This is a genomic window from Paenibacillus humicus NBRC 102415 (assembly GCF_004000905.1).
Classification (GTDB): Bacteria; Bacillota; Bacilli; order Paenibacillales; family Paenibacillaceae; genus Paenibacillus_O; species Paenibacillus_O humicus.
Genome location: NZ_BIMD01000005.1, coordinates 148,884 through 175,108, shown reverse-complemented (window position 1 = coordinate 175,108; position 26,225 = coordinate 148,884). Strand labels below are relative to the sequence as shown.

The 26,225-nt window shown below is 56.9% G+C and carries 34 protein-coding genes; 27 read left to right on the top strand and 7 right to left on the bottom strand.

What is annotated here, in order from left to right:
- Nucleotides 1–57 precede the first annotated feature (57 nt).
- The 16 genes from PHU01S_RS05840 to PHU01S_RS05770 all read left to right on the top strand — a co-directional run bounded on the left by PHU01S_RS05840 (nt 58) and on the right by PHU01S_RS05770 (nt 11,637).
- On the top strand, nt 58–408 hold the full coding sequence (locus PHU01S_RS05840; RefSeq protein WP_127506629.1) for a DUF2577 family protein: 351 nt from the start codon (nt 58–60) through the stop codon (nt 406–408).
- A complete protein-coding gene (locus PHU01S_RS05835) occupies nt 398–823 on the top strand; it encodes a DUF2634 domain-containing protein (protein WP_127506627.1) in 426 nt (141 codons plus the stop codon). Before PHU01S_RS05840 ends, PHU01S_RS05835 begins: the two co-directional genes overlap by 11 nt.
- 2 nt (nt 824–825) lie before the next feature.
- Nucleotides 826–1,872, top strand: a complete 1,047-nt coding sequence (locus PHU01S_RS05830) for a baseplate J/gp47 family protein (protein ID WP_127506625.1) — start codon at nt 826–828, stop codon at nt 1,870–1,872.
- 18 nt (nt 1,873–1,890) lie between these two features.
- Entirely contained in the window at nt 1,891–2,277 is a 387-nt protein-coding gene (locus PHU01S_RS05825) for a phage tail fiber protein (protein ID WP_127506622.1), read from the top strand.
- Nucleotides 2,278–2,289: 12 nt separating this feature from the next.
- Nucleotides 2,290–3,153, top strand: coding sequence for a putative phage tail protein (locus tag PHU01S_RS05820; protein ID WP_127506620.1), 864 nt, complete (start codon nt 2,290–2,292; stop codon nt 3,151–3,153).
- 18 nt (nt 3,154–3,171) lie between these two features.
- Nucleotides 3,172–4,320, top strand: a complete 1,149-nt coding sequence (locus PHU01S_RS05815; RefSeq protein WP_127506618.1) for a glycoside hydrolase family 113 — start codon at nt 3,172–3,174, stop codon at nt 4,318–4,320.
- 1 nt (nt 4,321) lies between these two features.
- The gene (locus PHU01S_RS05810; RefSeq protein WP_127506616.1) at nt 4,322–5,533 is read left to right on the top strand and encodes a hypothetical protein; all 1,212 of its coding nucleotides are present in this window, start codon (nt 4,322–4,324) and stop codon (nt 5,531–5,533) included.
- A gap of 16 nt (nt 5,534–5,549) precedes the next feature.
- Nucleotides 5,550–5,837: a hypothetical protein gene (locus PHU01S_RS05805; RefSeq protein WP_127506614.1), complete on the top strand. Its 288-nt coding sequence runs from the start codon at nt 5,550–5,552 to the stop codon at nt 5,835–5,837.
- Nucleotides 5,837–6,256 carry a phage holin family protein gene (locus PHU01S_RS05800; protein ID WP_048743801.1) on the top strand — a complete coding sequence of 140 codons (420 nt, stop codon included), beginning with the start codon at nt 5,837–5,839 and terminating at the stop codon, nt 6,254–6,256. Before PHU01S_RS05805 ends, PHU01S_RS05800 begins: the two co-directional genes overlap by 1 nt.
- The gene (locus PHU01S_RS05795; RefSeq protein WP_127506612.1) at nt 6,237–6,902 is read left to right on the top strand and encodes a M15 family metallopeptidase; all 666 of its coding nucleotides are present in this window, start codon (nt 6,237–6,239) and stop codon (nt 6,900–6,902) included. Before PHU01S_RS05800 ends, PHU01S_RS05795 begins: the two co-directional genes overlap by 20 nt.
- A 126-nt stretch (nt 6,903–7,028) precedes the next feature.
- A complete protein-coding gene (locus PHU01S_RS05790) occupies nt 7,029–7,286 on the top strand; it encodes a hypothetical protein (RefSeq protein ID WP_021877149.1) in 258 nt (85 codons plus the stop codon).
- A 238-nt stretch (nt 7,287–7,524) separates the two neighbouring features.
- A complete protein-coding gene (locus tag PHU01S_RS05785; RefSeq protein ID WP_127506610.1) occupies nt 7,525–7,851 on the top strand; it encodes a hypothetical protein in 327 nt (108 codons plus the stop codon).
- Nucleotides 7,848–8,012 carry a hypothetical protein gene (locus PHU01S_RS25635; RefSeq protein WP_164762991.1) on the top strand — a complete coding sequence of 55 codons (165 nt, stop codon included), beginning with the start codon at nt 7,848–7,850 and terminating at the stop codon, nt 8,010–8,012. The genes PHU01S_RS05785 and PHU01S_RS25635 overlap by 4 nt, the downstream gene beginning before the upstream one ends.
- Nucleotides 8,013–8,196: 184 nt before the next feature.
- Nucleotides 8,197–8,550, top strand: a complete 354-nt coding sequence (locus tag PHU01S_RS05780; protein ID WP_127506608.1) for a glycosyltransferase — start codon at nt 8,197–8,199, stop codon at nt 8,548–8,550.
- Nucleotides 8,547–9,212 (top strand): M23 family metallopeptidase, encoded by a 666-nt coding sequence (locus PHU01S_RS05775; protein WP_127506606.1) that lies wholly within the window; start codon nt 8,547–8,549, stop codon nt 9,210–9,212. Before PHU01S_RS05780 ends, PHU01S_RS05775 begins: the two co-directional genes overlap by 4 nt.
- Before the next feature lie 13 nt (nt 9,213–9,225).
- On the top strand, nt 9,226–11,637 hold the full coding sequence (locus tag PHU01S_RS05770) for a hypothetical protein (protein WP_127506604.1): 2,412 nt from the start codon (nt 9,226–9,228) through the stop codon (nt 11,635–11,637).
- 52 nt (nt 11,638–11,689) lie between these two features.
- Here the strand turns inward: PHU01S_RS05770 and PHU01S_RS05765 are convergent, their stop codons facing one another.
- From PHU01S_RS05765 to PHU01S_RS05750, 4 genes are all read right to left on the bottom strand, one after another.
- Complete coding sequence (locus PHU01S_RS05765; RefSeq protein ID WP_127506602.1) at nt 11,690–12,733, bottom strand: tyrosine-type recombinase/integrase; 1,044 nt, start codon at nt 12,731–12,733, stop codon at nt 11,690–11,692.
- Nucleotides 12,734–12,790: 57 nt separating this feature from the next.
- On the bottom strand, nt 12,791–13,165 hold the full coding sequence (locus PHU01S_RS26220; protein WP_127506600.1) for a hypothetical protein: 375 nt from the start codon (nt 13,163–13,165) through the stop codon (nt 12,791–12,793).
- 183 nt (nt 13,166–13,348) lie between these two features.
- The gene (locus PHU01S_RS26110; RefSeq protein ID WP_021880399.1) at nt 13,349–13,651 is read right to left on the bottom strand and encodes a hypothetical protein; all 303 of its coding nucleotides are present in this window, start codon (nt 13,649–13,651) and stop codon (nt 13,349–13,351) included.
- Between the two features lie 79 nt (nt 13,652–13,730).
- A complete protein-coding gene (locus tag PHU01S_RS05750) occupies nt 13,731–14,009 on the bottom strand; it encodes a DUF2627 domain-containing protein (RefSeq protein ID WP_307721781.1) in 279 nt (92 codons plus the stop codon).
- A gap of 177 nt (nt 14,010–14,186) precedes the next feature.
- Here PHU01S_RS05750 and lpdA point away from each other — a divergent pair, with 177 nt between their 5' ends.
- The 5 genes from lpdA (at nt 14,187) to lipB (ending at nt 19,895) form a co-directional block, all read left to right on the top strand.
- Complete coding sequence (gene lpdA / locus PHU01S_RS05745; protein WP_127506598.1) at nt 14,187–15,614, top strand: dihydrolipoyl dehydrogenase; 1,428 nt, start codon at nt 14,187–14,189, stop codon at nt 15,612–15,614.
- Nucleotides 15,615–15,730: 116 nt separating this feature from the next.
- The gene (locus tag PHU01S_RS05740) at nt 15,731–16,756 is read left to right on the top strand and encodes a thiamine pyrophosphate-dependent dehydrogenase E1 component subunit alpha (protein ID WP_049867196.1); all 1,026 of its coding nucleotides are present in this window, start codon (nt 15,731–15,733) and stop codon (nt 16,754–16,756) included.
- A gap of 3 nt (nt 16,757–16,759) precedes the next feature.
- Nucleotides 16,760–17,743 carry an alpha-ketoacid dehydrogenase subunit beta gene (locus PHU01S_RS05735; RefSeq protein ID WP_021880394.1) on the top strand — a complete coding sequence of 328 codons (984 nt, stop codon included), beginning with the start codon at nt 16,760–16,762 and terminating at the stop codon, nt 17,741–17,743.
- A gap of 69 nt (nt 17,744–17,812) precedes the next feature.
- Entirely contained in the window at nt 17,813–19,159 is a 1,347-nt protein-coding gene (locus tag PHU01S_RS05730) for a dihydrolipoamide acetyltransferase family protein (protein WP_281279731.1), read from the top strand.
- A gap of 31 nt (nt 19,160–19,190) precedes the next feature.
- Nucleotides 19,191–19,895 (top strand): lipoyl(octanoyl) transferase LipB, encoded by a 705-nt coding sequence (gene lipB, locus PHU01S_RS05725; RefSeq protein ID WP_049867198.1) that lies wholly within the window; start codon nt 19,191–19,193, stop codon nt 19,893–19,895.
- A gap of 39 nt (nt 19,896–19,934) precedes the next feature.
- Here the strand turns inward: lipB and prli42 are convergent, their stop codons facing one another.
- On the bottom strand, nt 19,935–20,033 hold the full coding sequence (gene prli42, locus PHU01S_RS25630; protein ID WP_157053892.1) for a stressosome-associated protein Prli42: 99 nt from the start codon (nt 20,031–20,033) through the stop codon (nt 19,935–19,937).
- A 102-nt stretch (nt 20,034–20,135) separates the two neighbouring features.
- Between prli42 and PHU01S_RS05720 the strand changes: the two genes are divergently transcribed.
- The gene (locus PHU01S_RS05720) at nt 20,136–21,263 is read left to right on the top strand and encodes a M20/M25/M40 family metallo-hydrolase (protein WP_049867199.1); all 1,128 of its coding nucleotides are present in this window, start codon (nt 20,136–20,138) and stop codon (nt 21,261–21,263) included.
- Nucleotides 21,264–21,405: 142 nt separating this feature from the next.
- Here the strand turns inward: PHU01S_RS05720 and mciZ are convergent, their stop codons facing one another.
- Entirely contained in the window at nt 21,406–21,546 is a 141-nt protein-coding gene (gene mciZ, locus PHU01S_RS05715; RefSeq protein ID WP_021880391.1) for a Z-ring formation inhibitor MciZ, read from the bottom strand.
- A 110-nt stretch (nt 21,547–21,656) separates the two neighbouring features.
- Here mciZ and PHU01S_RS05710 point away from each other — a divergent pair, with 110 nt between their 5' ends.
- The 3 genes from PHU01S_RS05710 (at nt 21,657) to fur (ending at nt 23,492) form a co-directional block, all read left to right on the top strand.
- A complete protein-coding gene (locus tag PHU01S_RS05710) occupies nt 21,657–22,244 on the top strand; it encodes an NUDIX domain-containing protein (protein WP_049867200.1) in 588 nt (195 codons plus the stop codon).
- Nucleotides 22,245–22,317: 73 nt separating this feature from the next.
- A complete protein-coding gene (gene spoIIM / locus PHU01S_RS05705) occupies nt 22,318–22,956 on the top strand; it encodes a stage II sporulation protein M (RefSeq protein ID WP_049867201.1) in 639 nt (212 codons plus the stop codon).
- 77 nt (nt 22,957–23,033) lie between these two features.
- Complete coding sequence (gene fur, locus PHU01S_RS05700; protein ID WP_048746300.1) at nt 23,034–23,492, top strand: ferric iron uptake transcriptional regulator; 459 nt, start codon at nt 23,034–23,036, stop codon at nt 23,490–23,492.
- 91 nt (nt 23,493–23,583) lie between these two features.
- Here fur and PHU01S_RS05695 read toward each other — a convergent pair whose 3' ends face one another.
- On the bottom strand, nt 23,584–24,765 hold the full coding sequence (locus PHU01S_RS05695) for a S8 family peptidase (RefSeq protein ID WP_164762990.1): 1,182 nt from the start codon (nt 24,763–24,765) through the stop codon (nt 23,584–23,586).
- Nucleotides 24,766–24,914: 149 nt separating this feature from the next.
- Here PHU01S_RS05695 and PHU01S_RS05690 point away from each other — a divergent pair, with 149 nt between their 5' ends.
- Entirely contained in the window at nt 24,915–25,148 is a 234-nt protein-coding gene (locus PHU01S_RS05690; protein WP_021881415.1) for a DUF4227 family protein, read from the top strand.
- A gap of 98 nt (nt 25,149–25,246) precedes the next feature.
- On the top strand, nt 25,247–26,218 hold the full coding sequence (locus PHU01S_RS05685) for a tyrosine recombinase (protein WP_049867203.1): 972 nt from the start codon (nt 25,247–25,249) through the stop codon (nt 26,216–26,218).
- Nucleotides 26,219–26,225: the final 7 nt, after the last annotated feature.

The window sequence follows — 26,225 nt, the reverse complement described above, 5'->3', positions numbered from 1 at the left end:
AAAAGGCGGCGCTGAGGATTGGCTGCTGGCCGAAGTAAAGGCGGTGAACGGCATTAAATGAGTACGATTGAACTACCGGAAGGGTCAGGTATGGCGAAGCTTGCTCATGTAATTAAGGCGCTAGGCTACAACAAAGACGTAGACTTCGAATTCGGAACGGTGACGTCTGGCGGCGTTAAACTCGATAACGAAACGTTCGAGCTCGATGCGGAGGACTTCGATATTGCGGAACATCTTACCGCTCATACGCGAACAGCAATGATAACCGGCAACGGACTCCCGTATACCGTTTCGATCGCGTTCGAATCCGCCCTTACTATCGGTTCTCGTGTCATCGTCGCGTCATACAACGCCGGCCAACGCTACATTATCCTTGATCGCGTAGGAGGTGCGGCCGATGGCGCTTAGTCCGCTGAGCATGGACGATGATTTGACGGAAGCGAGCGCGGCCGACACATCGATTACGGAGCCATTACCGCTAAAGACGTACGCGCTCGATTTCGCAGGCGGTAATATTGGCGGCATGGTAGACGGGCGAGAAGCGATCCAGCAGGCGGTAATAAAAGCGATTGCGACCGCGCGCTACCGGTTCCCGATCTACGATTTTGATTACGGCTCGGAGCTAGACGATTTAATCGGTCAGGGCGCGCCGTTGTCCGTTTTGCAAACGGAGGTTCCGCGCGCCATAACCGAAGCACTTATATACGACGACCGGATAAGCGGTGTTCATACGTTTTCAATCTCGAAAGAGGCGGACGCATTGTACGTCTCTTTTTTTGTTGACGTCGACAACGACTCAATTCCGGTGGAGGTGACGTTATAGCGATGTTTGACGATCAAACAACGGCCGCGATTCTTCAGCGCATGCTTACCGCGATTGCACCGGATATCGACAAGCGGCAGGGCTCGGTCGCGTACGATTTGCTTGCTCCGTCTGCGCTTGAACTCGCGCAGGCTTATATCGCGTTGACGACCGCGCTTGAACTCGGATACGCGGAAACGGCGAGCGGCGAATACCTTGACCGTCGCGCTGCCGAGCGGGGGATTACGCGCAAGGCCGCCGTAGCAGCGGAGGGCTACGTTACCTTTGCGGGGGCGGTCGGCACAGCGATTCCGGCGGGAACGACCGTCACGACAAGCGGCGATATTCCGATCGCGTTTACGACGCAGGCGGCGGCAGTCGTCGGCCAGTCGGTCGCGGTTAGGGCGGCCATAGCAGGAGCGTCCGGTAACGTTGCGGCAGGTGCAGTCAATCTCGTAGTCGGCAACTTGGCGGGCGTGCTTACGGTCACGAATACGGCTGCGTTTACTAGCGGCTCGGATGCGGAGTCGGACGATAGTTTGCGCGCAAGATACTTTGATGACGTAAGAACTCCGGCAACCAGCGGCAATAGCGCTCATTATCGCGAGTGGGCAAAGGAGGTCGCCGGCGTCTATGATGCGCGCGTCTTTCCGCTTTGGAACGGGCCGAATACGGTCAAGGTGGCGCTGCTTGCCGAAGATAAGCGGGCGCCCGGCCAGTCGGTCATTGACGCAGCCAACGCGCACATTCAGGAGATGCGGCCGATTCTCGCTAACGTGACGGTGGTTGGCGTGACTGAAATTTTGGCGAACATATCCGTTAAGTTGACGCTCAAGGAAGGCGGCGTGCTGGCAGATGCGGTCGAACAGATTCGCGCCAATGTGACGAAGTACCTCGCTGATCTCGCGTTTAATGACCTCGTCGTTCGGTACGCGAAGATAGCGGAGTGCATCCTTAACGCGGCGGACGTGTTGGACTACGAAAACTTGACGGTAAATGGCGGCACCGGCAACTTCCAACTCGCGGAAGACCAGGTCGCGGTTACGGGCGCGATTGTAACGACAAATTAACGAAATGGGGACGAATAGATGGCGGGAATGAGTACGTATCTCGAAAATAAGCTGCTCAATTACGTTTTAAAGGGAACCGCGTATGCAGCGCCAACAACGCTTTATGTCGCGCTCTTTACGAGTGACCCGACGGATGCCGGCACAGGAACGGAAGTAACCGGAGGTGCTTACGCACGCCAGGCGATTACGTTCGCGACTTCTACGGCATCAAAATCGAGTACGGCTACCGACGCTCTGTTTCCGGTTGCGACGGCGGCATGGGGAACGGTTACGCATATCGGTATTTACGACGCGCTAACCGCGGGCAATCTCCTGTTTTCGGCCGCGCTTACGACGTCTAAATCCGTATCGGCCGGCGACCAAATTAAGATTGCGGCGGGCGACGTCTATATCACGCTTGACTAAGGAGGATCGCGCATGGCAGTCGTAAATATCGGCGCGATTGTAACGTCGGCGGCGATCCTATCCGGTAAGGTAACGCTAGTGGCGCGGACGGGCAGCGCGATCGCTTCGACAGCGGCGGTTACTGGCGCGGTCATTCGGATATTAAGCGCGAAGGGCGGCGCGGCAAGTAGGGCGGTAACGGGGGCAAACACAGTGCTCCTGCGTTATACGAGCGCCTCTACCGCATCAAAATCCGCAGCCACCGTCCGCGACGTCAAGCAATACAAGACGCTGACCGCCGCTATTAGCGCCAAAGCAACCGTTGAGGCATACCGGTATGACCGTGATATCTCTCGCGATGTTAGCGAGTATCTGCCAAAGTTCTACGAAGATTTCCGTGTTGTTCTCGAAATGATGGCGCGCACGGCTAACGAGTCGACGCGCCTCCATGCGTTGGTACAGCGGACACTTGACGACATGTATCCGGATACTGCGAGCGAGGCGGGCATTGAGCGGTGGGAGCGCGACTACGGGATTACTCCGATGGTCGGGGCGACGTTGGTGCAGCGGAAAGCAGCGGTTATCGCGCGGATGAAGGCGCCAGGGGTGACGACGCTTGGGCGGTTTACGGCGTTAGTTAACGAGTTCTACGGCTCAAACGTGGCGGAAGATTTCAAGGCAGGGCGCGTAGAAACAACAATTATTACAAAACGCGGAGAACCGGAAAATATCGCGGAGATGAGAGCGGCGGTTTACGAGGTACTTCCGGCCCATATCGCGCATGAGTTCGTGTATACGTACCTTCCCTGGAAAGAAGTTCAGGACACTGGACTGACGTGGGACGGTGTTCATAAGTTCGCCAATTGGGGCGAGTTTCAAACAGCATTTTTAATTTGATTGGAGGGCTGCAACCAAATGCCTTTTACGCCAAATATAGGCTTAAAAAAGTGGGATTCGGATACCGAAGGCCTTAACCGGATGCAGTTTACAAAAAACTTCGAGGTCATCGACGAAAAGGTCGGAGGGCTATATGGCGCGACTAATCTGAAGGTCAGATCCGCGTCTGTATCAATCACGGCGGCAACGACACATTCGGAATATTACGAAAACCTACCGCATCTTAACAAAGTTTTTGCGAGAGTGGCAGCGCAAGGAATCGGCGTTACGTTGTGTCCTTATGCAAACATGACAACTGGCCCCACGAGTAACACCTTCGACCGGATTCCAGAAGCGAAGCTGCAGGCGGTTATTGACGCAGCCAAATCCAAAGGAGCGCGGATCGATATGCTAAAGCCGCATATCGTTACAAACTGGTCTGATGGATTTGCGCGACGACTCATCGCACCTACGGACATTGACGCTCATTTTGCTAACTGGACGGCCGAGTTGCTTCACTTCGCTAAACTTGCGGACCGGAACGGCATCCCATGGTTGTGTATCTCCTGCGAGCAGCAAGCGCAGACGACTGACTCGTTTTATTTTGCGAAATGGCAGAGCCTCGTGAGTACAATTCGGTATGCTTACCCCAATCTTAAATTGACGGTCGCATACATGCTCGCCGAATTACTACCCACAATTTCAAAGGTGCGCGCAAATCCAGACGATAAATGCTTACTTCATCTCGTCGATGCTATTGGACACAACGTCTACCTTGGAGCGTATTGGGATTACTATTACATCCGCCCCGACGGTAAGCCAAGTATAACGGTTCAAGACGTGGAACGGAGCCTCTACCGCGATAATGGCGATAACCGTTGGATGGCGAGGTTTCAAGAAATCAGGACGCTGTTCAACGATAAGCCGCAGATGATAACGGAGTTTGGCTGCTTTCCGCTAACCGGCGGCCTTATTAAGCCCATAGCTACCGGACTCGGAACAACGGATTACAACGCGCAAGCACTCTTATTTCAAGCGTTCTTCGACACGTTGATGCCGTTACCGTATATGATTGGATTCGCAATCTGGCATACGAACGCGCCGTTTAATTACTTCGATGTGAATGATCCGGCGCTGACCTCCGCGGAAAAGCTCATTTTGGATTACACGACGAGAGGAGTCATTTAATTTGCTCGAACCCTATAACCGCGGCAATCACGGCGAGGAACGCGGCGCGCACTATCGATACGAAGACTATAAGATAAAAACACCACAAAATAGCGGAAGAACAACTCCGAACGAATGGGTTAAACTCATAGACCGGAATCTGTACTCTGACGTTTTCCTAAACACCAATCCGGTTTTTACGGTCCGGCCACCCGCTGTGAAAAAACTGATTACAACATTTTTGCTATATAGCACTTCAACGGACTCTGAACTTTTAAGCGCAATTGTCACATTACGCGCTAATTTATACGCGGATGGTGGGCATGAATACCCGAATAGATTCGGGCTTGACGTCTTGCCTCTTACTGCTGGTGATGATGTGGCCGCAGCGTTTGGAATCGCGAACGGGGCGCTTTACGATTTGCTGCGACTTTATGTGGATGACAAAGGCGACGGTAGCGCGAATATTAAATTGTTTGTTCGTTATCGTATGTCTTATCAAAACTTTACAATTAAGGTTTTGCATACATCGCTTAATGACTACAGCTATGGGACAAACCGTATGGAAATGATGTCTGCGGAGTATAGCCTGTATCGTTACGAGGACGTTGAATATTACCGGAATCAATGGTTATGGATCGATCAGGCAGCAATGTCGCTCGTTCCAGAAAGTAATCTTCCGACAGCCCCGGCGAAAATGTATTCCAATAGCGTAATCTCTTCACACGCAATTGTTGACAGTCTGCCAACAGCGAAATCATACCACGAAGGAAAGGTTTTCACCGTACTAAATTCGTCGCGCAGCAAATCCGAACCTTATATTTGCTACAGGGCCGCCGCTGATGACTACAGATGGCGGTCTTTATTTACGTATACTTCCGACCACCTTTACGCAACGGGTCCGGCAGGCACGGTGCGAGGCATACGTATTCAAACAGACGGGATTGACCGCTGGGTAATCCGTGCGGAAGGCGATCCAGAACTCGGAGGGAATACGGGTTCTTCGTTTGTAATTTACCGACGCGATGACACGGGAAACTTGCTCGGACAGACAATCATTATCGACCGTGCTACCGGCAATATCTCGATGAGGGATGGAGCGCTATCTATACAGGGCTCATGGCAGAAGCCGCTAAAAATGGGCCGTTGGTATCGCTGGATCAACGATGATGGTTCAAAATTCCGTAAGGCGGACGTCCCGCCAACGAGTCCAACGGATGGGGTCGCAGATTAAACAGGAGGTGTCCAAAATGGCGTTGATTTTATCAGTAAAACTAAATAGTGGTATTCAGGTTGAAAATGCGTATGTACGAGCGGCATCTATTAATGGCACAGCACAGGAGCTCGAAGTCAAAGTACTGTATTACGCGAATAAAGAGAACCGAACAGAAGGTAAGCCGCCGTTCCAGGTTCGGACTTTTCGCTTCGTACCGTCGGTAGCGCCCGGCTCCGCTAATTACCACCGTCAATTCTACGAATGGGCGAAAACAACCGATGAGTTCGCGCACGCAACCGATGATTTGGAGGATGGCAACTAATGAACGGTCAAACCGCAATTAACACGGTCGTAGGCGCAGCCGCCGGCCTTATTTCGTATGCCTTCGGAAGCTGGTCGCAAGAGCTCGCATTCTTGGCGCTGCTAATCGCGCTCGATATCGTAACGGGGCTAACCGCATCTGTACGCGAGGGCTCCGGCCTATCTTCCGCAGTCGGTGCGCTCGGTCTCGCGAAAAAGGGGCTGACGTTTCTCGTAATTTTACTCGCGCATCGGATGGACGTACTCGCGGGGACAAACGTAATCATGGTCGCGGCGGTATGGTTCTATATCGCGAACGAGGCGGTATCCGTGCTCGAAAATTTCGGTCGGGCCGGCGTACCGATTCCGGACATAATCCGCGATAAAATCGCCGTACTTAAATCGAAAGGTGGCGTTAAGGATGACGTTGACACTCGATAATGTACGAGCCAAGTCCGCCGCGAAGCTGATCGGCCTCCTTCCCGTTGTGGCAGCCGCTGCCTCCGCGCTAATCGAGCGCTGCTATAACCGCGGCGTGCCGATCGTCATTACGCAAGGTCTGCGAACTTATGCGGAACAGGACGCTCTCTATGCGCAGGGCCGAACGAAGCCCGGCGCAATCGTAACGAATGCTCGCGGAGGCTACTCGAACCATAACTTCGGTGTCGCGATAGATTTCGCGCTGCTACTTCCGGATGGTAATAAGTGTTCTTGGGACACGAAGCGCGACGATGACCGCGATGGCGTGGCGGACTGGAACGAAGTTGTGACGGAAGCTAAGCGACTCGGCTTTACGTGGGGCGGAGACTGGCGGACGTTTACGGATCTGCCGCATTTCGAAATGACATTCGGAATTTCTACGGCTGCCTATCGCGGTGGTCAACGGCCGACGGCGGCACAGATTGCGGTAGCCTACGCGAAAATTAACGAAGGAGTTGTGGAAATGAAACGTGAAGATGCAGACGCGGTAATTGCGTATCTTAAAACGGCGTACGGCGCCGCCAAGACGCCAGCCGAGCGTAAAGAAGTCGGCAGGCTTGCGGATGTACTACGAGTGGCATCCGGACAGCAGCCGCAGAATAAATAACGAATCATAACGCGCCCATCTGCGTATCTTAACGATATAAATACGTTGAGGTACGACGGTGGGCGCTATTTTCGTTTCCGCCCAAAACTGGTAAGATTACGGTAATTACGTCGAGGAGCGTGCGAGATGATCGATAACGCGGAGATTAGGAAACGCCAGCGTCGCGAAAAGGACTTCGTTATATACGGGTGGGCTACGGTGGTCGGCGTCTTTTTAACTCCGCTGGTTATCGGCATACTTTTCGCGGCGGCTGGCGTCATTGTCGGATATCACGTTAAAAAGAAGTACGGACGCGATACGATGGGGGTCGCGATCATGGTCGGAAACATTGCGGCCATACCCGTCCTAACAGCGCTACTATATACGCTGAGATTATTCGGATAGGACACGCATCATATACAAGCCCGCCGGCATACGCTGGGGGTAGCGTAGCCCCTACGGGCGTAGCGCTTGGAGCGATCTGGACGGTTAACGCCGCCTGGGTCGCTCCTTTTTTGCGTTTAGTGCTGAATTGGACATACGCTAGATCTTCGCAAACTCTGCGTTAATTTGTCGTCAACATGGGCAAGCGCCCCGCATAACATGTAACATACGCAACACGACACGCAGAGGAGATGAGTGCATGGATAGGACGCTTGTTAAGAAGATGGCGCGCGAAGTATCGGTCGAAACGCTGGGCGGCTTTATCGTTAGTTACGCGAAAGAGTTCGCCGGTAAAACGGATGTCAACGCGGAAATGGAGGAGACGCTGGCAACGCTGGAGGATTTAATCGCGGAAATGAGGCGGCGTGTAGGCGGAGGAGAAACGAAAGTAGCGCGCAAGCCCCGCAAGCCGAGGACCGAAACTCCTACGCCAATAATAACGAACTCTAACGCAGACGAAACGGATGACGACGATACACCATCGCGGCCGACGTCATTCATCGGTAACGGCGGCGGTAGCCGATGAGCTTCGTCAATAAGCCGGTTTCGTTTAATCTCGCTAACGCACACCAACGCGAACTATACGAATGGGTGGCGGCCAAAAGCGCAGGCAATTTCAGCGGCTACGTTAAGGCGCTCCTGTTCGCGGCAATGTCCGCCGATAACGCGAAAAAGGACCGGAAGTAATCCGGCCCGATATCGTATGAGAGTGGCAGCGCGCTTCTACAGCGAACAGTTAACGATAAATCCAATAACCGCGCCAACAATCACGCCAATTACGAAATGCATCCGCCGCCACTCTCCTTCACCGGTTTATAGCTGTATTATTGCCGTCTGACTGCGTTAATATTCGTGAGGGAGCGTGGAGGTAATGGGTAGCGAAGCACTCGATTGGAACGCGTTTATGCATGGCGAAATCAAGGCGAAATCATGCGCGCCAAGTTCGTTAGGAATCGTTGCTAAGACGGCGGCCGGCGTTCACATGTTTCTGATTCCGAAAGCTGTATTTGCGGCGGGGGCTGACGGTGGGGATACGTGGCTGGAGATATTTTCGACCGTTCTCAATATCGCGGATTGGCTCTGCGTCGGCATCATCGTATTTAGCGGCGTAACGTGGATGTTCGGTAATCGGACGAAGGCGATGGAGCTGATAATGGGAGGAGGCGCCGGCTACCTTATCATCCGCCATGCGGTCGATATCCGTAACTGGCTGAAGACGCTATGATTACGCGAATAAACGGATACCCGATCTCGGCGGGCTTCGGCGACATTGACTCGGTCCATAAGATTCCGCATAAAGGCGTAGATATCGCTGTTCCGATCGGCACGCCTCTGCACGCCATTTCTGACGCAACAGTAACGAGAGTAAACGATTCTGACACGCTCGGATTCGGCAAGAGTGTCCGCATGGAAACGGAAGACGGCACGGAAATCATATACGGTCATCTATCGCGTGTAACGGCGCAGCCTGGCGACCACGTTTCGGCCGGCGACATCGTAGCGCTTAGCGGAAATACCGGCCACTCGACCGGTCCGCATGTTCACGTTCAAATCGTCTCGGACTCTGGCGCGCTTATCGATCCGACGCCAGTCGCGCAGCTCGCCGCGGAACCATCCGGAATTATGGACCACGTGCGCGGATTCGCGGATTGGTTCGTAGGCAAGGAGCGCGACATTATCGCAGGACCGGTCCGGTCAACGTTAAGCGCGTTCCTGCACGACTTAATCGCGGTGCTCAACATTAACTCGGCCGAAATCATTACGCTGGCAATCGTATTCTGCGCTGGCGGCATGATGATATCGCCTATTATCGGGGATCGCGGCAAATGGATGGGGCGCCTCTTTATCGCGTTTTGGGGCGGTATTATATGGCGAGTCACAACGTAAGGAGGTCGTAGTCATGCCGCTTGTCGAACGCGTCCAACCGCAGCGCATCATCTTCCGAATCATTCCGCATCATACCGTCCTCAACTCGGCATCGCGTAATTTTCAGCGCAGCCTATACGAACTCTTTTCCGTACGACACGCGCCAGAACGACGCGGCCTCCACGTTGTACTGCGACCGGCTCCGGACTTTTGGTGGATAACGAAACTTGCCGCGGACTCGATCGAATATTATGTCGCGATGCCCGCCGAGTTTGCCGACGCGTTCCGGACGAAATTTCGCAACCACGAACAGTGGCGCAAGTCGACGCTGGAACTGGCGCCGGACTTCGAGATGCCTCCGGATGATGATACGGAACTCTACGCGCTCAAGTATCGGCGCCACGATATGTTCTCGCTCGACTTTCGTTATAACGAACAGGCGACGCCGGTCCGCGATCTAGTCGGGGTAACGCGGGAGTTGGCGCCGGGCGAGTCTGTAGCGCTATTTATCCGCCAAGAGACGGTCGGCCGCGGTAAATGGAAGAAACTCGCAGACTACGCATGGCAAACGTGGGATAAAGGCGGCGTCCCCTATCGCGCTGGCTTCGATCCTCTGCGCATGTTACGTACAGTCGCGTCGGCTGCCGTACACGTCGCGTTCGAGGTGAAGACGCTGGCCGACGATCTACTCGCAGGGATTGAGCGGACGTTCTACGCCGGAAGTAGCGCGGTTAAGACGAAGCCCGCCCGACCAACGCTTCCTAACGCCGATCGCGCGGAGCTGCTCGTTAACGGCGACCTGAGCGCCTTGACGAAGAACAAGCGCAATCTGCCGGTATTTAAAACGTCAATACGATACGCGGTAACGTCTGCGGACGATGTAAGACGCGGAATGCTGGCGCGGTCAGTCGCGAACGCATACGGTGAGTTGGCGGGCGATAATCGGCTGGAATCGGTGCGCGTTAATATCCGCGGCAAACAGGCGCTGAACGAGCTGCGGAGTTGGCGCATATCGGAACTTGCCGCGCAGATGATGAGCGTAGATGAGCTCGGCAAATTAACGCAGTTACCAACGGCCGATATACAGGCGGAGTTTGCGGATCTCATGCGTTCGAACAGGCGCGTTGAGACGGAACTGCCGCGCGTCTTTCTCGATGATAGCGGGATTCTCGCCGGCACGACGACGGACCGCGGCGCTACTCATAACGTACACATACCGACCAAGGACGCCGATTTCCTGTTCACGCCGCGCATCATCAACGGTTCGCCGCGCATGGGCAAGGATCAGCACGCGATCAACCTTATAGTCGAGGCGAAGCGCAAGCACGGAATAGGCGCGGTCATTATCGATGTCATCGACGAGCGCAATGGTCACCGTGGCATGAGCGACGCTGTGCGCGATCACCTGGCGCCGGCCGACGTTATCGATATCGATCTCGGCGATACGGAACATCCGGTCTATCTCGGATTGGATTCAATCATGCGAAATCTCACGGATAAGCGGATCGCCGCCGACAGGATCGCGGAGGAAATCACGTCGTTCTTGTTATCGGATGGTGACGCGGAGCACCTGCAGACGGCGGACTACTTGCGCGAGGCCGCAAAGATAACCCGCGGCGATATTGGCGGCATCAAACGCATGTTTACGGATGATGCGTATCGGGGCCGCATGATCACGCAGAATGAAGCGTTGTTTGACGTCGACATCTGGCGCGACTATACGAAGATGTCCGAGAACATGCGCGCTCAAAAATACGCTCCCGTTGCGCGGCGTATCGGTCAGATTATGGGGAGCGAGTTCCTGCGGCCGCTTTTCTGTCAGGCGCCGGACCCGCGCATTGATTTATTCCGGTGGATCAGCGAAGGCAAAGTCGTCCTGTTCCGCGTGCCGGCCCGCCAGATATCGGAGCGAGCCGTCGAGATAATCGCGTATTGGCTGACTCTTAACGTGTTTCTCGCGAAGGTGGCGCTGGGCGGCCGCGGTGCCGGAACGTATCTCGTATTGAACGAGCCGCATCAGTTTCTTAGCGCCGGCCTCGTGCATTTTATGGAGCGCATGTTATCGGAGGGACCGAAATACCGGCTGGCTCCGATTATCATCTTCCACCACTTTGCGCAATTCCGTAAGTATCCGGGCTTTGTCGATATGATGATGGCGGCGTCCGCAAACTGGCACATCTTCAAAAATACGAACGAGGGCGTCTACTCGCGCTTGATGCCGTACCTATCGCGTACGTTTGCTGACGCACAGCACGCTTTCGAGGCGACCAAACGCTTCCAATATATAGGCGTATGGCTTTCGCCAAGCGGAGAATACGAAGCGCCATTCGTTGCAGACGCGCTGCCGATGGTCGGCGACCGTTACGAGGCGCGGAAGGTTGGCGCTCCGTTGACGCGATACGGGCGGCCGATAGCCGATGTGTTGACGGAGATTAGGCGGCGGTGAAAAAAGACACCCAGCCGCGAAAATGGCGAGTGTCTTCTTTCATTATAATGCGCTATTGAAACCGAGTTTTACCACTCTTTCGGAAATTGCCGCTATCAACGAGCCTAGTAACGGGGCTCGCCGTCTCGTGCGCGTTAATTATGTCGGATTCCGTGTACTTGACGTAAATCTCCGTCACCCTTACGCTGCTGTGTCCGAGTAACCGCGAAACTTGAAACGCATCCATGCCGCCCTTTAACAGCGAGACAGCGGCGTAATGACGGAAGGTATGCGGGCTGACGCGCGCATTAGTTACGCCGGCTTTCTTGCCATATTTCTTCAACATCTTGCTGAAAGAGTCCGCGAAATAGCGTTCGCCAAACTGAGAGAGCCATAGGAAGTCTGAGCTCTCGACGTTCATGAACGAAATCAGCACTTCAACCTCTTTCGCCGTCCGCTTAGATATGGGAATTACGCGAGTGGTCTTCGTTTTCGTTATTTCGGCGCGGAAGGTAATTGTCCGAGTTTTTAAGTCAACATCGGAGATTCTAAGCTGCGTTAGTTCACCGACGCGGCAAGCGGTATCAATTAAAACGAGCATCATGCAATAATCCCGGAGTCCCGTAAATACCCGTCGGTTAGGCGCGTCCAAAAGTCGCTTAACTTCGTCATCCGTAAATACCTCGAAGGTATCCTTATCCTCCGTTTGATACCGTATGGCGTCCATTGGGGAGTACGCGATCGTACGTTCTTTAACGTGGTGATTGAAAAACGACCGGAGATTGCGGATAATATTGTTCACGGAACGCGGAGACAGCCCGACAACTCCGTTTGGACTCGTAGGATGATCGTCCCAGCGTGTCTTTTCGAACGAGAGGTAATGGACGTAATCACGAATGACTTCGGAATCAACGTTCCTATGCCCTTTATCCGCAAGCCAGCGCCCCAACTGAGAAAGCGTCTGCTCATACGTAAGAAGCGTTCTAGGCGACCGTTTTTCGATTCTCTTTGCGTACAGGAACTCTGTTACCGCTCTTTGAAAATCGAATACCAACGGTTTATCGCGTTTAGACTTGAACTGTAATTGCGGAACTCCTCCGCGTTGTTGTTGCGACATATTCTTCGGACGCCTCCATAGCGATAAATTTCGCGCAGAGATTCCGATAAAGCGCCGTTAAAACCGTGTGTTTGCGGGACATTTTCGACCATTGAACGCTGAGTTACGGACCATTAGCGCGAATCGAACTCCGAGTTCATCGCGATGGTGGCGGACAAGCTGCGGATCGAGCATAAGGTCAGCTAAGCCATCCGCTGCAGGATGAGACCGGATGGCATAAACGCTCCTTGCTGCTAGGCAGCTTGTGCATGGACAGCTGAGCTTTAAAAGAAGTTGTTCAGCAAGCGAGCGCAGGGAAGAATGGAATGGCTTTTCATGAAATCTTTTGGCTCGTGCATCAAAGGTTTCCGTAATTTTCTTGAAATCAAAGTTCATCATACTCTTGGCAACACCTAAAAGCTCTTCATCTCTTGAAAACCCAAAGCTCTTCATCCCTTAAAAAAACCAAAGCTCATCATTTATTGGTAAGATTAAAGCTCAAAGCTCATCAAGCAGCACCAGAGCTCATCAAACCTTGATAAAACAAAGAAGGCCGTTGGGCATTAAGCCGCAACGGTCTTCTTTTACCGGCACGAATGAAGACGCGGTTCCGCGTGCAGTCATTTTCGGTGGGAACTATTTCTTTTTGGAACGGGGCTTGGAGGATTTCTTGACTTTGGCCCGGGAGATGCTGGATCGATTGCAGCCGCAATTCTCGTGATGTTCATGATTCTCGTTGTTGGCAGAGCCTACATGTTCATCGCGGCAATTGTAGCGGTAGACGTCGCAACGGACGGGCACGCAGTGATGACGAGTAACGATATCGATGTTGTGGACGACTCTGACGAGCTGCGGATGATAGACATCGCGGTATACCGTTTGAGTAGGATCGACAACGGTCTCTTCAGGGCAATATGGACGATTCGGATGACAGGACATGCTTGCAACTCCTTTCCTGGCTGGATACTTGTATAGTACGAGTCAGGAAAAGGAATTGCTTGTGCCATCGCCTTGCGGGTCAAACGTTGGGTCTTGGCCGCTTCTTCTTGAATCTCGGAGCGACATAATTATGCTTGCGGTCGCGGAAGAAGATCCAGCCCCCGATGAAACCGATTCCGAGAGCAAACATGATGAACCCGCCGATGAAGGGCAGCCATTTGAAATGCGGAATGATGGAATCATTGCCGAGATCGGCAAAATATTCGAACGTGGAGCTTTTCATCTTCAGAAAACCGTAACAGGCTATGATTCCGGGAATGACAAGAATAAGAATAGCAATAAACCTGGATATGACCATTCTCATGGTGTTCTCTCCTTAATCAGGCCCAAACTCGGCTATATTCCTGACAAAGTTGCCTAAAATAAGCCTTTTTTAATGATACCGTTAAACCGCATGCTTGTCCATGCAGTGTTATTCGCGTTTTAAAAAAGGTACAATGGAGTCATTGCACTTTGATTGAAGGGGAACGATACGATGACGATTCAAGTAGATATTGCCGTGCTTGGCGGGGGACCAGGCGGATACACGGCTGCAATTCGAGCGGCGCAGGAAGGGAAATCCGTAGCGATCGTGGAGAGGGACCGAGTCGGCGGCACATGCTTGCATCGAGGCTGCATTCCAAGCAAAGCCCTGCTTCGAAGCGCGGAGGTGTACCAGTCGCTCCTGCATGCGGATACATATGGAGTCAAGGTGGACAAGAGCGGCATAAGCTTAGATTTCGGAGCCGTTCAGAGCCGCAAGGAAGCCGCCGTGGACCAGTTGTACCGCGGACTCCAGCAGCTGATGAAGAAACACGGCATCCAGATCGTACATGGCAGCGGGCGTATTGTCGGCCCGTCCATCTTCTCGCCCAAGAGCGGCACGTTGGCCGTCGAATTGGCGGACGGGGAGACGGAATCCGTCGTGTCCAAACAGCTGATCATCGCGACGGGCTCGCGTCCGCGGGTATTGCCGGGTCTGGAGCCGGACGGCGGGAATGTCTTGAACAGCGACGATGCGCTTCGTCTGGAGTCGCTGCCAGCCTCGATGATTATTGTCGGAGGAGGCGTGATCGGGGTGGAATGGGCTTCGATGCTGACTGATTTCGGCGTCAAGGTGACGCTAGTCGAGACAGCCTCCCGCATTTTGCCCGGAGAAGATGCCGACGTCTCGGGAGCTTTAGCCAAAGCGTTAAAGTCTAGAGGCGCCGTCATCCATACCGACGCCGTCGTCATGCCTGAGACGCTGGATCGGCATTCGGCGGGAATTGCCGTCGATGCGCGGATCGGCTCCGCGACCGTCAAGCTCGAAGCCGAGAAGCTTCTGGTGTCGGTCGGCCGAGTAGCCAACGTCGAGGGCATCGGCCTTGAGAATACCGATATCCAGGTCAGCGGCGGCTGGGTCAAAGTGAACGGCAGCCTGCAAACATCGGAGCCTCATATTTACGCCATAGGAGACGTAACCGGAGGGGTGCAGCTGGCTCATGCCGCCGCTCACGAAGGAATCGCTGCCGTGGAGCATATTCTCGGCGAAAAGACGGCTCCGCCGGCTGCGCATCGGATTCCTCGCTGCGTATACAGCCATCCGGAAACAGCCTCGATCGGATATACGGAGGAGCAGGCTCGAGCATTGGGGCATGAGCCCAAGACCGCCCGCCTTCCATTCGCAGCGGTCGCCAAAGCGATCGTGCAGGGAGATACGCAGGGCTTTGTCAAGGTCGTCGCGGATTCGACGACAGGAGACTTGCTAGGGGTTCATATCATCGGCGCTCATGCGACGGAGCTCATTGCCGAAGCGGCGCTCGCGCAGCTCGTTGACGCCGTGCCGTGGGAAGTCGGAGCGAGCATCCATCCTCATCCTTCCCTATCGGAAGCGTTAGGGGAAGCCATGCTGGCCGTGGACGGCAAATCGTTCGCCTTCTGAGCTTCCAGCCGCTTTTGAGCGGCTGGAGTTTTCTTTTGCCCGAGACCGAGTTATAATGAGTATGATCAAGTATTAGTACCTGGTATTAAAACTAGGAGCAGAAGGAGGTTCATCCCATGAACCAACCACCTGTAGGCAGCTTGTCCCGTCACCGCGAGCTCGGATTGTCGGATGAAGATGCTGTTCAAATGTATGCGAAAATGCGCACGGCCCGAATGTTCGACGAGAGAGTCCTCTTGCTGCAGCGTGCCGGCAAAATCAATTTCCACGTATCCGGAATCGGCCAGGAAGCCGCTCAAGTAGCCGCAGCCTGGGCTCTTGACCGGGACCGGGATTATTTCCTTCCTTATTATCGCGATTACGGCTTCGTCCTCTCGGTCGGCATGACGCTGCGCGAGCTGATGCTGTCCGTTTTCGCCAAAGCCGAGGATCCGACGAGCGGCGGCCGGCAGATGCCGGGCCACTTCGGGCACAAGCGGCTGCGGATCGTCACCGGTTCTTCACCCGTGACGACCCAGGTTCCCCATGCGGTCGGCATCGCTCTGGCCGCCAAGATGAAAGGCGAGCAGAGAGTCAGCTTTGTGACGTTCGGGGAAGGCTCGAGCAACCAGGGCGATTTCCATGAAGGCTGCAACTTTGCGGGCGTCCACAAGCTGCCCGTCATTCTCATGTGCGAGAACAACCAGTATGCCATCTCGGTGCCGGTCCATAAGCAGCTGGGCGGCAAGGTGGCGGACCGCGCCATCGGCTACGGCTTCACCGGCCTGCGTGTAGACGGCAACGATCCGCTTGCAGTCTACGGCGTCGTCAAGGAAGCGCATCGCCGCGCGCTTGCCGGCGAAGGGCCGACCCTCGTCGAGGCGATGATGTACCGGCTGTCGCCCCACTCCACTTCGGACAACGATCTTGCTTACCGGACCAAGGAGGAAGTGGATGAGAACCGCGCCAAAGACGGCGTGCTCAGCTTCCGCCAGTATCTGATCGATGCCGGCGCCTGGAGCGTGGAAAAGGACGAGGAGCTGACGGCAGCGATCCGCCGGGAGCTCGACGAGGCGACGAAATATGCCGATGAAGCGCCTTTCCCGGAAGCGGAGAGCACGCTGCTCCATGTGTACGCGGACGGAAGCGAAGGAGGAAAGTAACCGATGCCAGTACTCGACTATATAGAGGCGATCCGGCTTGCCATGAAAGAAGAAATGGAGCGCGATCCGGATGTATTCGTGCTCGGTGAGGATGTAGGCGTCAAGGGCGGCGTATTCACGACGACCAAAGGCCTTCAGCAGCAGTTCGGCGAGACCCGCGTCATGGACACTCCGCTGTCGGAATCGGCGATCGCCGGAGTCGCGATCGGAGCGGCCATGTACGGCATGAAGCCGATCGCGGAAATGCAGTATTCGGACTTCATGTTCCCGGCGACGAACCAGATCATCAGCGAGGCGGCCAAAATCCGTTACCGCTCGAACAACGACTGGTCCTGCCCGCTCGTCATCCGCGCGCCGATCGGCGGCGGCATCTTCGGTGGCCTCTATCATTCGCAATGCCCGGAATCGGTCTTCTTCGGAACGCCGGGGCTCAAGATCGTCGCCCCTTATACGCCTGCGGACGCCAAGGGCCTGCTGACGGCCGCTATCCGCGACCCTGATCCGGTCTTATTCTTCGAGAACAAAAAATGTTATACGCTCGTGAACGGCTCCGTGCCGGAAGGCGACTATACGGTGCCGATCGGCAAGTCCAACGTGCTGCGGGAAGGCGACGACATTACGGTCATCAGCTACAGCCTGCCTCTTCATTTCGCCCTGCAGGCAGCCGAGGAGCTCGCCGCGGAAGGGATCAGCGCCCATATTCTGGATCTGCGCAGCCTTCAGCCGCTTGACAAGGAAGGCATTCTCGAAGCGGCCCGCCGCACGGGAAAAGTGCTGATCATTCACGAGGACAACAAAACCGGCGGCATCGGCGCGGAGGTGTCCGCAATCATCGCCGAAGAGATGCTCTACGAGCTCGACGCCCCGATCCGCAGACTGTGCGGTCCGGACGTGCCGGCGATGCCGATCAATCCTCCCGGAGAGAAGTTCTTCATGCTGAACAAGGACAAAGTGCTCGAGGCCATGAGAGAGCTTGCTCTTTACTGATCCCGATGCTTTGCGATTACGAGCCATGAGGTCCCTGTTCCAAGCAGGGGCCCGGCAAGGAGCGATATGATGAAAGTGACCGTACAAGAAATCGTGATGCCCAAGCTGGCCGAATCGGTCGTAAGCGCCACGATCGAGCGCTGGCTGAAGCAGCCGGGCGAGCAGATCGGCATGTACGAGCCGGTATGCGAAATCATTACGGACAAAGTCGGGGCGGAGATTCCGTCCACGATCGCAGGCAGGCTGGTCAAGATTCTGGTCGGAACGGGAGAGACCGTCGAGGTCGGAACTCCGATCTGCCTGATCGAGACCGAGGCCGAAGCAGAATCGACTGCCGCCGCAGCTGCTCCAGCGGAAGAGGCGAGATCCGCCGCGGCGGCATCCCCTGGGCAGCAGCAGGCTCGCCCTGCCGGAGCGATGCGCGGCCGGTATTCGCCGGCTGTCCTCCAGCTGTCCGCCGAGCATGGAATCGACCCGGCCGACGTTCAAGGCACGGGGACGGGCGGACGGGTTACCCGCAAGGACATTCTGGCCCATGCCGAAGCATCCTCCAAGGGGCAGGCGTCGGCCTCCGCGCCGACATCCGCCTCCGCGCCTGCACTTGAGCCTGGCGACCGGATCGTTGAATCGCGCGGTCCCGTGCGTTCCTCCGGTCTTCATCTCGGCGAGACGCCCCGCATTCCTTCGGTGGAAATCGAAGGCCATGCGATTCCGGGCCGCGGCGAATATTTCATCGACGTAACTCCCATCCGCAATACGATCGCGACCCGGATGCGCCAAAGCGTCACGGAGATTCCGCATGGCTGGATGATGATCGAGGTGGATGTGACGAATCTGGTCGTGCTGCGGAGCAAGATCAAGGACGACTTCCGCAAGCGCGAAGGGACGAATCTGACCTATCTGGCGTTCTTCATCAAGGCGGTCGTCAATGCGATCAAGGATTTCCCGATCATCAACTCGGTATGGGCCGTCGATAAGATCATCGTCAAGCGCGACATCAACATCTCGATGTCGGTCGGCACGGAGGATTCCGTCATCACGCCGGTCATCAAGAACGCCGACCAGAAAAACATCGCCGGCCTCGCCCACGAGATCGACACCCTCGCGCGCAAAACCCGCGAAGGAAAGCTGCGTGTCGACGACGTCCAGGGAGGCACCTTCACGATCAACAACACCGGCTCGTTCGGGGCGATCCTGACCCAGCCGATCATCAACTATCCGCAAGCCGCCATCATCACGTTCGAATCCATCGTCAAGCGGCCCGTCGTCATCAACGACATGCTCGCCGTCCGTTCCATGGCGAACATCTGCTTGTCGCTCGACCACCGGATTCTGGACGGCGTCATCTGCGGACGCTTCCTGCAGCGGGTCAAGGAGAACCTGGAAAGCTTCAGCTCCGAGACGCATTTGTACTAGAACGAACGAATTCCACGACGGGGAGGATCCCATGGACAACAGGCAGCCATCCGGCAGGCCGCTCCTGGCTCGGTATATCGACTTCATAGAATATGGAGAAGCATGGGAGCTGCAAAAGGAATACGTAGCGGAAATCGACCGGGGGGAGAGAGCGGAGACGCTCCTCCTTCTTCAGCATCCGCCCACCTATACGCTTGGTACGGACCGCCATCCGGAGCATCTGCTGCTGAGCCCGGAAGAGCTCCGCAAGCAAGGCATCGGCGTGTTCGAAATCGATCGCGGCGGCGATATTACGTACCATGGTCCGGGTCAGCTTGTCGGCTATCCGCTTATGTATCTCGATGCAAGAGGACTTGATCTGCACGGCTTTCTAAGGGAATTGGAGCAGGTCATCATCGACTGGCTTGCCGATTACGGAATCGAAGGCGGACGCAAGCCCGAGTATACGGGAGTATGGGTCGGCGATGAGAAGATCGCCGCCATCGGCATTAAATTCAACAAAGCAAGGAAACGCAGAGGGTTCGTGACCAGTCACGGATTCGCCCTGAACATCAAGGCGGGCATTGCGGAGCAGGGGTTCAGCGGAATCATTCCGTGCGGCATTCAGGAGTACGGGGTAACCTCGTTCGAGGATCTGACCGGCATCGAGATGAGTCTCGAGAGGGCGGCCAGGGAAATCCTGCCCCACTTCATGGGCAGGTTCGGCTTCGATCCGGCGTCAGCAGCCGGGGAATGAGGGGATGAAGGGAGCCGGCCGGCCAGGCCGGCCGCTTCGTCAAAGCAGCCAGCCGATGCTGGACAGGACGGTCGTGACGAGCAGAGTAATCAACACGACGTAGACGATGACCTTCATGATGCGGTTGGGATTGTTCATCAGCTCTTCTCCTTCCGGGGCGGCTGCCCTCCGCATGAGGGGGACAACCCATACCGCTATTGTAACGGATTCGGAAGCAGATCGAAAGGAAGCGTTCGGAAAATGGTCCATAAAGACAGGGTTGTACAAGAATTCATGGAGCTTGTCCAAATCGACAGCGAATCCCGCAATGAAGGCGCGATCAGCCAGGAGCTGAAAAACCGATTTTCCGCGCTTGGACTTGAAATCGAGGAGGACGATGCGGCCGCCGCCACCGGTTATGGCGCGAACAATCTGTTCGCTACGCTGAAGGCTTCGCCAGGCGTCGAGGCGCCTGTCATCTTCTTCACCTCCCATATGGATACGGTGAAGCCGGGCATCGGCATCAAGCCCCGTCTGGACGACGACGGCTATCTGCGCAGCGACGGCACGACGATTCTCGGAAGCGACGACAAGGCGGGCCTGGCCGCGATGCTGGAGGCGATCCGGCTGCTGCAGGAGAACGGAATTCCGCATGGAGAAGTCCAGTTCGTCATTACGATCGGAGAGGAAACGGGCCTCGCCGGAGCCAGGGCGCTGGACCGCAGCAAGCTGCGCGCCGAATACGGCTATGCGCTCGATTCCAACGGACCGGTCGGGGGCATCGCGGTAGCGGCTCCGGCCCAGACAAAAATCTTCATCCATGTCAACGGCCGCTCGGCGCATGCAGGCGTCAATCCGGAAGACGGCATCAGTGCCATCCAAGTCGCCTCCAAGGCGATTTCGCGCATGCCTTTGGGACGAATCGACCATGAGACGACGGCCAATATCGGCCGGTTCGAGGGCGGCAGCGCCACGAATGTCGTCTGCGACTACGTTCGCCTGGAGGCCGAAGCCCGCAGCATCGACGGCGCCAAGCTGCAGGCGCAGATCGCCGCCATGAGGCAAGCGGTCGAAGCGACGGCTGCCGATTACGGGACGACAGCGTCGCTCGAGGACAGCTTGATCTACCCGTCCTATCTCCATGCCGATGATTCCGCCGTCGTGCAGGCTGCCGCAGCGGCGATCCGTTCGATCGGCCTGTCCCCGTCGACCTTCCGCTCCGGCGGAGGCAGCGACGCCAACATCTTCAACGGACTGGGCGTGCCGACGGCCAATCTCGCGGTCGGCTACGAGCATATCCATACGACCAAGGAGCAGATCAAAGCCGACGACATCGCGAAGCTGGCGGAGCTCGTGACGGCCATCATCCGCTTGAGCGCCCAAGCGTAGCAGGGAGTGCCTCCGCTTCGCTTTCCCAGGAAGCGGGATGGAGATGGGCAAGGGGAGAGGATAACCTTCCATGCGGCTTGCTGTCGGGAACGCATGCGTTTAAGCCGCTCTCCATCAAGTGCGAATCACAAGCGGCTTGCCGTCAGGAACGCCTGGCGAGGAACTTTTCCAGGCTCTTATCATCCGGCCGGCCGGCGCCGCGGCTCAGCTTGCGGAGGGTATGGCGGATCTCCCATGCTTTTCCGACCAGCCTGAGCTCCTTGGCTCCAACGTACATTTTCATGGATACACACATCCTTATCGCAAAGGTTATGCCTGAGCATATGAAGAGATGGGACAAGTTATTCCGGAGCGTCTGCAGGCCGGCTCCAAACGAACAGGAGGCTGATGGAAATGAACCAATCGGACGGACCTAAAAAGCTTCCCGGCGCGGAGACGACCGTTTCATCCGAAACGATCTTCGAAGGCCGCATCATCACGCTGCAGGTCGATCAGGTCAAGCTTCCCGGCGGCAAGATGGCATCCAGGGAAATCGTGCGCCATCCCGGCGCCGCGGCCGTGATCGCCCTGCTGGACGGCAAGCTGCTGACGGTCGGCCAATACCGCAAGCCGATGGACAAATACCAGGTCGAGATTCCCGCAGGCAAGCTGGATCCCGGCGAGGACCCTGCGGCATGCGCCGCGCGCGAGCTGCGCGAGGAGACGGGGGTAACCGCCTCGGAGATGAAGCTGGTGGATGCGTTCTACACTTCGCCGGGGTTCGCCGACGAGAAGGTGTATCTCTACGCCGCCGAAGGACTCAGCCAAGGCGAGAGCCAGCCTGACGACGATGAAGAGCTGCATGTCGAAGCGCTGACGATGGAACAGGCCGAGGCTTACATCCGGGAGGGCGTCATCGGAGATGCGAAGACCCTTATGGCCGTGTATTTGTGGAAGCTCTATCTGCATACCGGAGTGATGGGGCTTCGGAGCGGGGAGTAGCGTCATTGGCATGAACCGGCTTCACCGGGCATAGATTGTCCATACGCGGACAAGCCTGGAAGGAGGTAGGCGAATGCTTGGCATCTTCAAGGCACCGGACAGGGAGAGCAGGATGCTGCTCTTGTTCGTCGCGGTGCTTTTTGCTGTAGGAGTCTTATTCGGCACCGTACTGGCAAGCTCGCTTCCCGCCGGGCAGCAGGAGAGCCTCGGCGAAGAGCTGAGCGCCTTCATGGGCTCGCTCTCCTCCGGCTCGGGCCCGGAGCCCGCGGCTGCCTTCTGGAGCGCGCTGTGGCTGCATGGCCGCTGGCTGCTCGCGATCTGGCTGCTCGGCTTGACCGTAGTCGGGATGCCGTTCATCCTGGCGCTCGATTTCTTCAAGGGCGTTCTGGTCGGATTCGCGATCGGAACGCTTGTCAGCCAGCTGTCGTGGAGAGGCTTCGCCTTCTCCCTGCTGTCCGTCGTTCCTCCGAATCTGATCGGCGTCCCGGCCTACCTGGCCGTCAGCAGCGCATCGTTGGCGTTCTCCCTCTATGTCATCCGCAACCGGTTCATCCGCAGGAAGGGCTCCCTGCTGCCTCCCGCGGCGGCGCTTGCCGGCACGGCTGCCGCGATGTTCCTGGTGCTGGCGGCCGCTTCGGCGGTCGACGCCTGGCTGTCTCCGTCCTTGATGAGATGGGCAGCGGACTGGGCGGCGGCAAGCCTGAATCATTGACTTCCTAGAAGTTTTCCAACTATAATAGATTCATAAGCGCCGGCGGCAAGCCGGCTTTCTTGTAGTAGGGGGGAATTATGGAATCCCGCATTGATGCCATTAAGCAGCAGCTCCAGTCGCAGGGCTACAAGTTGACCCCGCAGCGCGAAGCGACCGTTCGCGTCCTGCTTGAGAATGAAGAGGATCATCTCAGCGCCGAGGATGTGTTCATGCTCGTCAAGGATAAGGCTCCCGAGATCGGCCTTGCCACCGTCTATCGCACGCTTGAGCTTCTCAGCGAGCTTCACGTCGTGGAGAAGATGAACTTCGGAGACGGCGTAGCCCGTTACGATCTCAGAACGGACAACAGCAAGCATCACCATCATCATCTGATTTGCGTGCAATGCGGCTCCATGGAGGAGATCAAGGACGACTGGCTCGGACCTCTGGAAGAGCGCCTCGAAGCCGAGTACGGTTTTTCCGTTCTGGACCACCGGCTTGATTTTCAAGGGATCTGCAGGCGCTGCCGAGACCTGAGCGACGCAAAAAAGCCATGACAGCTCTGCATTCGTTTCCGGCCCCCGACGGGGGAGGGGAATGGAATGGCAGAGCTGTTTCTGCTTTTCAGCCGACAGCGGCGGGGCGGGACTATGCCGCCGGCAGACAGAAGGAGCCGATTTTGCCGAGCCGGAGCAGGCCGGCTCCTTGGGAGCGGCTTCCGTAGCCCGGCAGCCTGCGCGCCCAGCGCTTGAGCACCGATGCGGCTCCTGAGGGCGGGAGGCCGGGATAGGTTGCGAGCAGCAGGGCTGCGCCGCCGGCGACATGAGGGGAGCTCATGCTCGTGCCGGATTCGACCGCATACTTGCCGTTCAGCCAGGCGGAGCGGATTCTGTCGCCGGGAGCGGTCAGGCCGAGTCCTTTTCCGCGCGAGCTGAAGGGAGCGATCCGTCCTTTTCTCGTCGAGGCAGCGACGGCGATCGTTTGCGGATACGCGGCTGGAAGATCGAGTCCGCCGCTGTCCCGGCCCATGTTGCCGGCTGCGGCGACCAGCACGATTCCGGAGCGGCTGGCTCGCCGGATGACTCCGTGCAGCGCCTTGCTGCGAGATCCCGGAGATAGTCCAAAACTCATGTTGACGACATGCATCCGTTTGGCGATGCACCAGTCGATCGCCTCGATGATATCCGACAGATGGCCGTAGCCCTCGCCATCCAGCGCTTTGACGGCGTAGAGGGACACGGCCGGGGCGACGCCTGGCGGACCTCCGGAGCGTCCTTTGCCGGCGGCGATTCCGGCCACATGCGTGCCATGTCCGTTGTCGTCCCGGTACGATGCGCCGCCAATGACGTTCACGCCTCCCCGGATGGACAGATCCGGATGGGGACCGGACCCGGTGTCGATGACGGCGAGCCGCACCCCGCCTCCGAGCGTGCGGAGCCAAGCTGCCGGGGCGCCGGCCTGTCTGATGTTCCAGGGAAGCAGGGAAAGGGAGCCCTTTCGGCTTCCGGAAGCGCCGGGCAGCCGGATGCCTGGCCCAGCGCCGCCCGCGCGCCTGCGGCTTGTGCCGAGAGCCCGGATGGTGACATCCTTTTCGAATGAAGCTATATGGGGATGGCGCTTGATGCGGCTCCAGTCGGACGAGGCATGGAGATGGAGGCAGAGCATCCGGCTTCCCCGCACGGCCTTGACCGGAGTTATTCCTTTCCGCCTCAGATGGTCCAGCGCCCGGTCATACTGCCTGCTGCCGGTCAAGACGATGATACTCTTGGCCGTTCCCGGCCCGGGTCCGCGTGCTGCGCATGAATACAAGCAAGATCCTGCCGACATCATCGTTTCATTCCTCCTGCGGCTGTCCTTGTGCCTGCCATTGTATGAAGGCGGCGGAGCAGCCGGGGCGGCGCCTGCCTTGCGACAGCAGACAATGGGCATAAAGCGCGATTGGCGAGCATAGGTTGTCACTGTAAAGGAGGCGCCTGTCCATGATTCTCTCCATCCGAAGCTGGGTGGCGCGGCTGGCTTTCATCGCGCTGTTCGCCGCCCTTACCGTCGTGTTCTACGAAGGCTGCCGACTGGCGGAAAGCTGGGTCGCTCCGGTCGATCCTTATGCGCTGCCCCGAGGGCCTGCCCTCAAAGTATTCGAGCATCACGGGGCGCCGCCGGAGGGCGGCACGATCGCCGACAGGCTGCGCTGGTTCTACTATAACGGGGAATGACTGGGGAACGGCGGAGGAGCCGGCAGGATGCCGGCTCCTCCGCCGTTTGCCGTAAAGGGGGTTGACCGTCTATACTGACAAGCGAGGGGGAGGTTGGAATGGAGCTGAATCAATGCCTGTTCGCCTATCTGGAAGAGCTGCAAAACGGCCGAAGAGTATCGGCATCCACCTATGATGCCTACCGACGCGACCTGGAGCATGCGCTGGCGTATCTGGAGGGGCAGGGCCTCTCGTCCATCGGGAGCGTCCAGAAGCATCATCTCGTGCGTTATTTGCAGCGCATCAAGGAGGAGGGCTGCCGCCAGTCCACCGTTTTGCGACGGCTCGCTTCGATTCGTTCCTTCTACCGCTTCCTGACGCGGGTAGGCTATACCGACCGCGATCCCTCCATGCATGTGGAGCTGTCCCGCAGCGAGCTGCCGAGACCCGTGCCCCTGACGCTCGACGAGGTCGAGCTGCTGATGAACGCTCCGGAGACCGATTCTCCGTCAGGTCTCCGGGACAAGGCGATGCTGGAGCTGCTCTACGGCTCCGGCATCCGGGTGTCGGAGCTGCTCGCCATGAGCGTGTCCGATGCGAATACCGGCATGGGCTACGTACGAGTCGTATCTCCCCGGTCCAGGGAGCGGATCGTTCCGCTCGGCCATATCGCCTCCGGCTGGATGGGGCTTTATTTGCGGGAAGGCAGGCCGAGGCTGGCGGAGCAGGCGGAAGCCGGAGACGGACGTTCAAGGCGGAAGCCCGACGTTCGCGACCGGGAGGAGGAAGCGCCGTTGTTTCTCAATCCGGCCGGGGAAAGAATGTCCCGACAGGGTTTCTGGAAGCTGATCAAGAAGCATGCGCGCCATTCCGGAATCGACGATCCCGAGAAAATAACGCCGCATTCGCTGCGGACCTCGTTTGCCGCCCATCTGCTGGAGCGGGGCGCCGACATGCGCGCCGTGCAGGAGATGATGGGACATGCCGGAATCGTGTCCACGGAGCGTTATGCCGGCACGGAAAGGCCTCGGGTGAAGGACGTATACGAAAGAGCGCATCCGCGCGCAGGCAATCCCACAGACGGTTTTTGAGACAAGA

Bases quoted from the DNA above. Each gene is read 5' to 3' on its own strand.
- lpdA (WP_127506598.1), top strand. From the start codon at position 14,187: ATGACGATTCAAGTAGATATTGCCGTGCTTGGCGGGGGACCAGGCGGA.
- PHU01S_RS05720 (WP_049867199.1), top strand. From the start codon at position 20,136: ATGGTCCATAAAGACAGGGTTGTACAAGAATTCATGGAGCTTGTCCAA.
- fur (WP_048746300.1), top strand. From the start codon at position 23,034: ATGGAATCCCGCATTGATGCCATTAAGCAGCAGCTCCAGTCGCAGGGC.
- PHU01S_RS05770 (WP_127506604.1), top strand. From the start codon at position 9,226: ATGCCGCTTGTCGAACGCGTCCAACCGCAGCGCATCATCTTCCGAATC.
- PHU01S_RS26110 (WP_021880399.1), bottom strand. From the start codon at position 13,651: ATGTCCTGTCATCCGAATCGTCCATATTGCCCTGAAGAGACCGTTGTC.
- PHU01S_RS05835 (WP_127506627.1), top strand. From the start codon at position 398: ATGGCGCTTAGTCCGCTGAGCATGGACGATGATTTGACGGAAGCGAGC.
- lipB (WP_049867198.1), top strand. From the start codon at position 19,191: ATGGACAACAGGCAGCCATCCGGCAGGCCGCTCCTGGCTCGGTATATC.
- PHU01S_RS05820 (WP_127506620.1), top strand. From the start codon at position 2,290: ATGGCAGTCGTAAATATCGGCGCGATTGTAACGTCGGCGGCGATCCTA.
- PHU01S_RS05800 (WP_048743801.1), top strand. From the start codon at position 5,837: ATGAACGGTCAAACCGCAATTAACACGGTCGTAGGCGCAGCCGCCGGC.
- PHU01S_RS05695 (WP_164762990.1), bottom strand. From the start codon at position 24,765: ATGATGTCGGCAGGATCTTGCTTGTATTCATGCGCAGCACGCGGACCC.
- PHU01S_RS05795 (WP_127506612.1), top strand. From the start codon at position 6,237: ATGACGTTGACACTCGATAATGTACGAGCCAAGTCCGCCGCGAAGCTG.
- PHU01S_RS05750 (WP_307721781.1), bottom strand. From the start codon at position 14,009: ATGGTCATATCCAGGTTTATTGCTATTCTTATTCTTGTCATTCCCGGA.
- PHU01S_RS05690 (WP_021881415.1), top strand. From the start codon at position 24,915: ATGATTCTCTCCATCCGAAGCTGGGTGGCGCGGCTGGCTTTCATCGCG.
- prli42 (WP_157053892.1), bottom strand. From the start codon at position 20,033: ATGAACAATCCCAACCGCATCATGAAGGTCATCGTCTACGTCGTGTTG.
- PHU01S_RS05790 (WP_021877149.1), top strand. From the start codon at position 7,029: ATGATCGATAACGCGGAGATTAGGAAACGCCAGCGTCGCGAAAAGGAC.
- PHU01S_RS05825 (WP_127506622.1), top strand. From the start codon at position 1,891: ATGGCGGGAATGAGTACGTATCTCGAAAATAAGCTGCTCAATTACGTT.
- PHU01S_RS05785 (WP_127506610.1), top strand. From the start codon at position 7,525: ATGGATAGGACGCTTGTTAAGAAGATGGCGCGCGAAGTATCGGTCGAA.
- PHU01S_RS05740 (WP_049867196.1), top strand. From the start codon at position 15,731: ATGAACCAACCACCTGTAGGCAGCTTGTCCCGTCACCGCGAGCTCGGA.
- spoIIM (WP_049867201.1), top strand. From the start codon at position 22,318: ATGCTTGGCATCTTCAAGGCACCGGACAGGGAGAGCAGGATGCTGCTC.
- PHU01S_RS05830 (WP_127506625.1), top strand. From the start codon at position 826: ATGTTTGACGATCAAACAACGGCCGCGATTCTTCAGCGCATGCTTACC.
- PHU01S_RS05765 (WP_127506602.1), bottom strand. From the start codon at position 12,733: ATGTCGCAACAACAACGCGGAGGAGTTCCGCAATTACAGTTCAAGTCT.
- PHU01S_RS05710 (WP_049867200.1), top strand. From the start codon at position 21,657: ATGAACCAATCGGACGGACCTAAAAAGCTTCCCGGCGCGGAGACGACC.
- PHU01S_RS05780 (WP_127506608.1), top strand. From the start codon at position 8,197: ATGGGTAGCGAAGCACTCGATTGGAACGCGTTTATGCATGGCGAAATC.
- PHU01S_RS05815 (WP_127506618.1), top strand. From the start codon at position 3,172: ATGCCTTTTACGCCAAATATAGGCTTAAAAAAGTGGGATTCGGATACC.
- mciZ (WP_021880391.1), bottom strand. From the start codon at position 21,546: ATGAAAATGTACGTTGGAGCCAAGGAGCTCAGGCTGGTCGGAAAAGCA.
- PHU01S_RS05685 (WP_049867203.1), top strand. From the start codon at position 25,247: ATGGAGCTGAATCAATGCCTGTTCGCCTATCTGGAAGAGCTGCAAAAC.
- PHU01S_RS05775 (WP_127506606.1), top strand. From the start codon at position 8,547: ATGATTACGCGAATAAACGGATACCCGATCTCGGCGGGCTTCGGCGAC.
- PHU01S_RS05805 (WP_127506614.1), top strand. From the start codon at position 5,550: ATGGCGTTGATTTTATCAGTAAAACTAAATAGTGGTATTCAGGTTGAA.
- PHU01S_RS26220 (WP_127506600.1), bottom strand. From the start codon at position 13,165: ATGAAGAGCTTTGGGTTTTCAAGAGATGAAGAGCTTTTAGGTGTTGCC.
- PHU01S_RS05840 (WP_127506629.1), top strand. From the start codon at position 58: ATGAGTACGATTGAACTACCGGAAGGGTCAGGTATGGCGAAGCTTGCT.
- PHU01S_RS05735 (WP_021880394.1), top strand. From the start codon at position 16,760: ATGCCAGTACTCGACTATATAGAGGCGATCCGGCTTGCCATGAAAGAA.
- PHU01S_RS25635 (WP_164762991.1), top strand. From the start codon at position 7,848: ATGAGCTTCGTCAATAAGCCGGTTTCGTTTAATCTCGCTAACGCACAC.
- PHU01S_RS05730 (WP_281279731.1), top strand. From the start codon at position 17,813: ATGAAAGTGACCGTACAAGAAATCGTGATGCCCAAGCTGGCCGAATCG.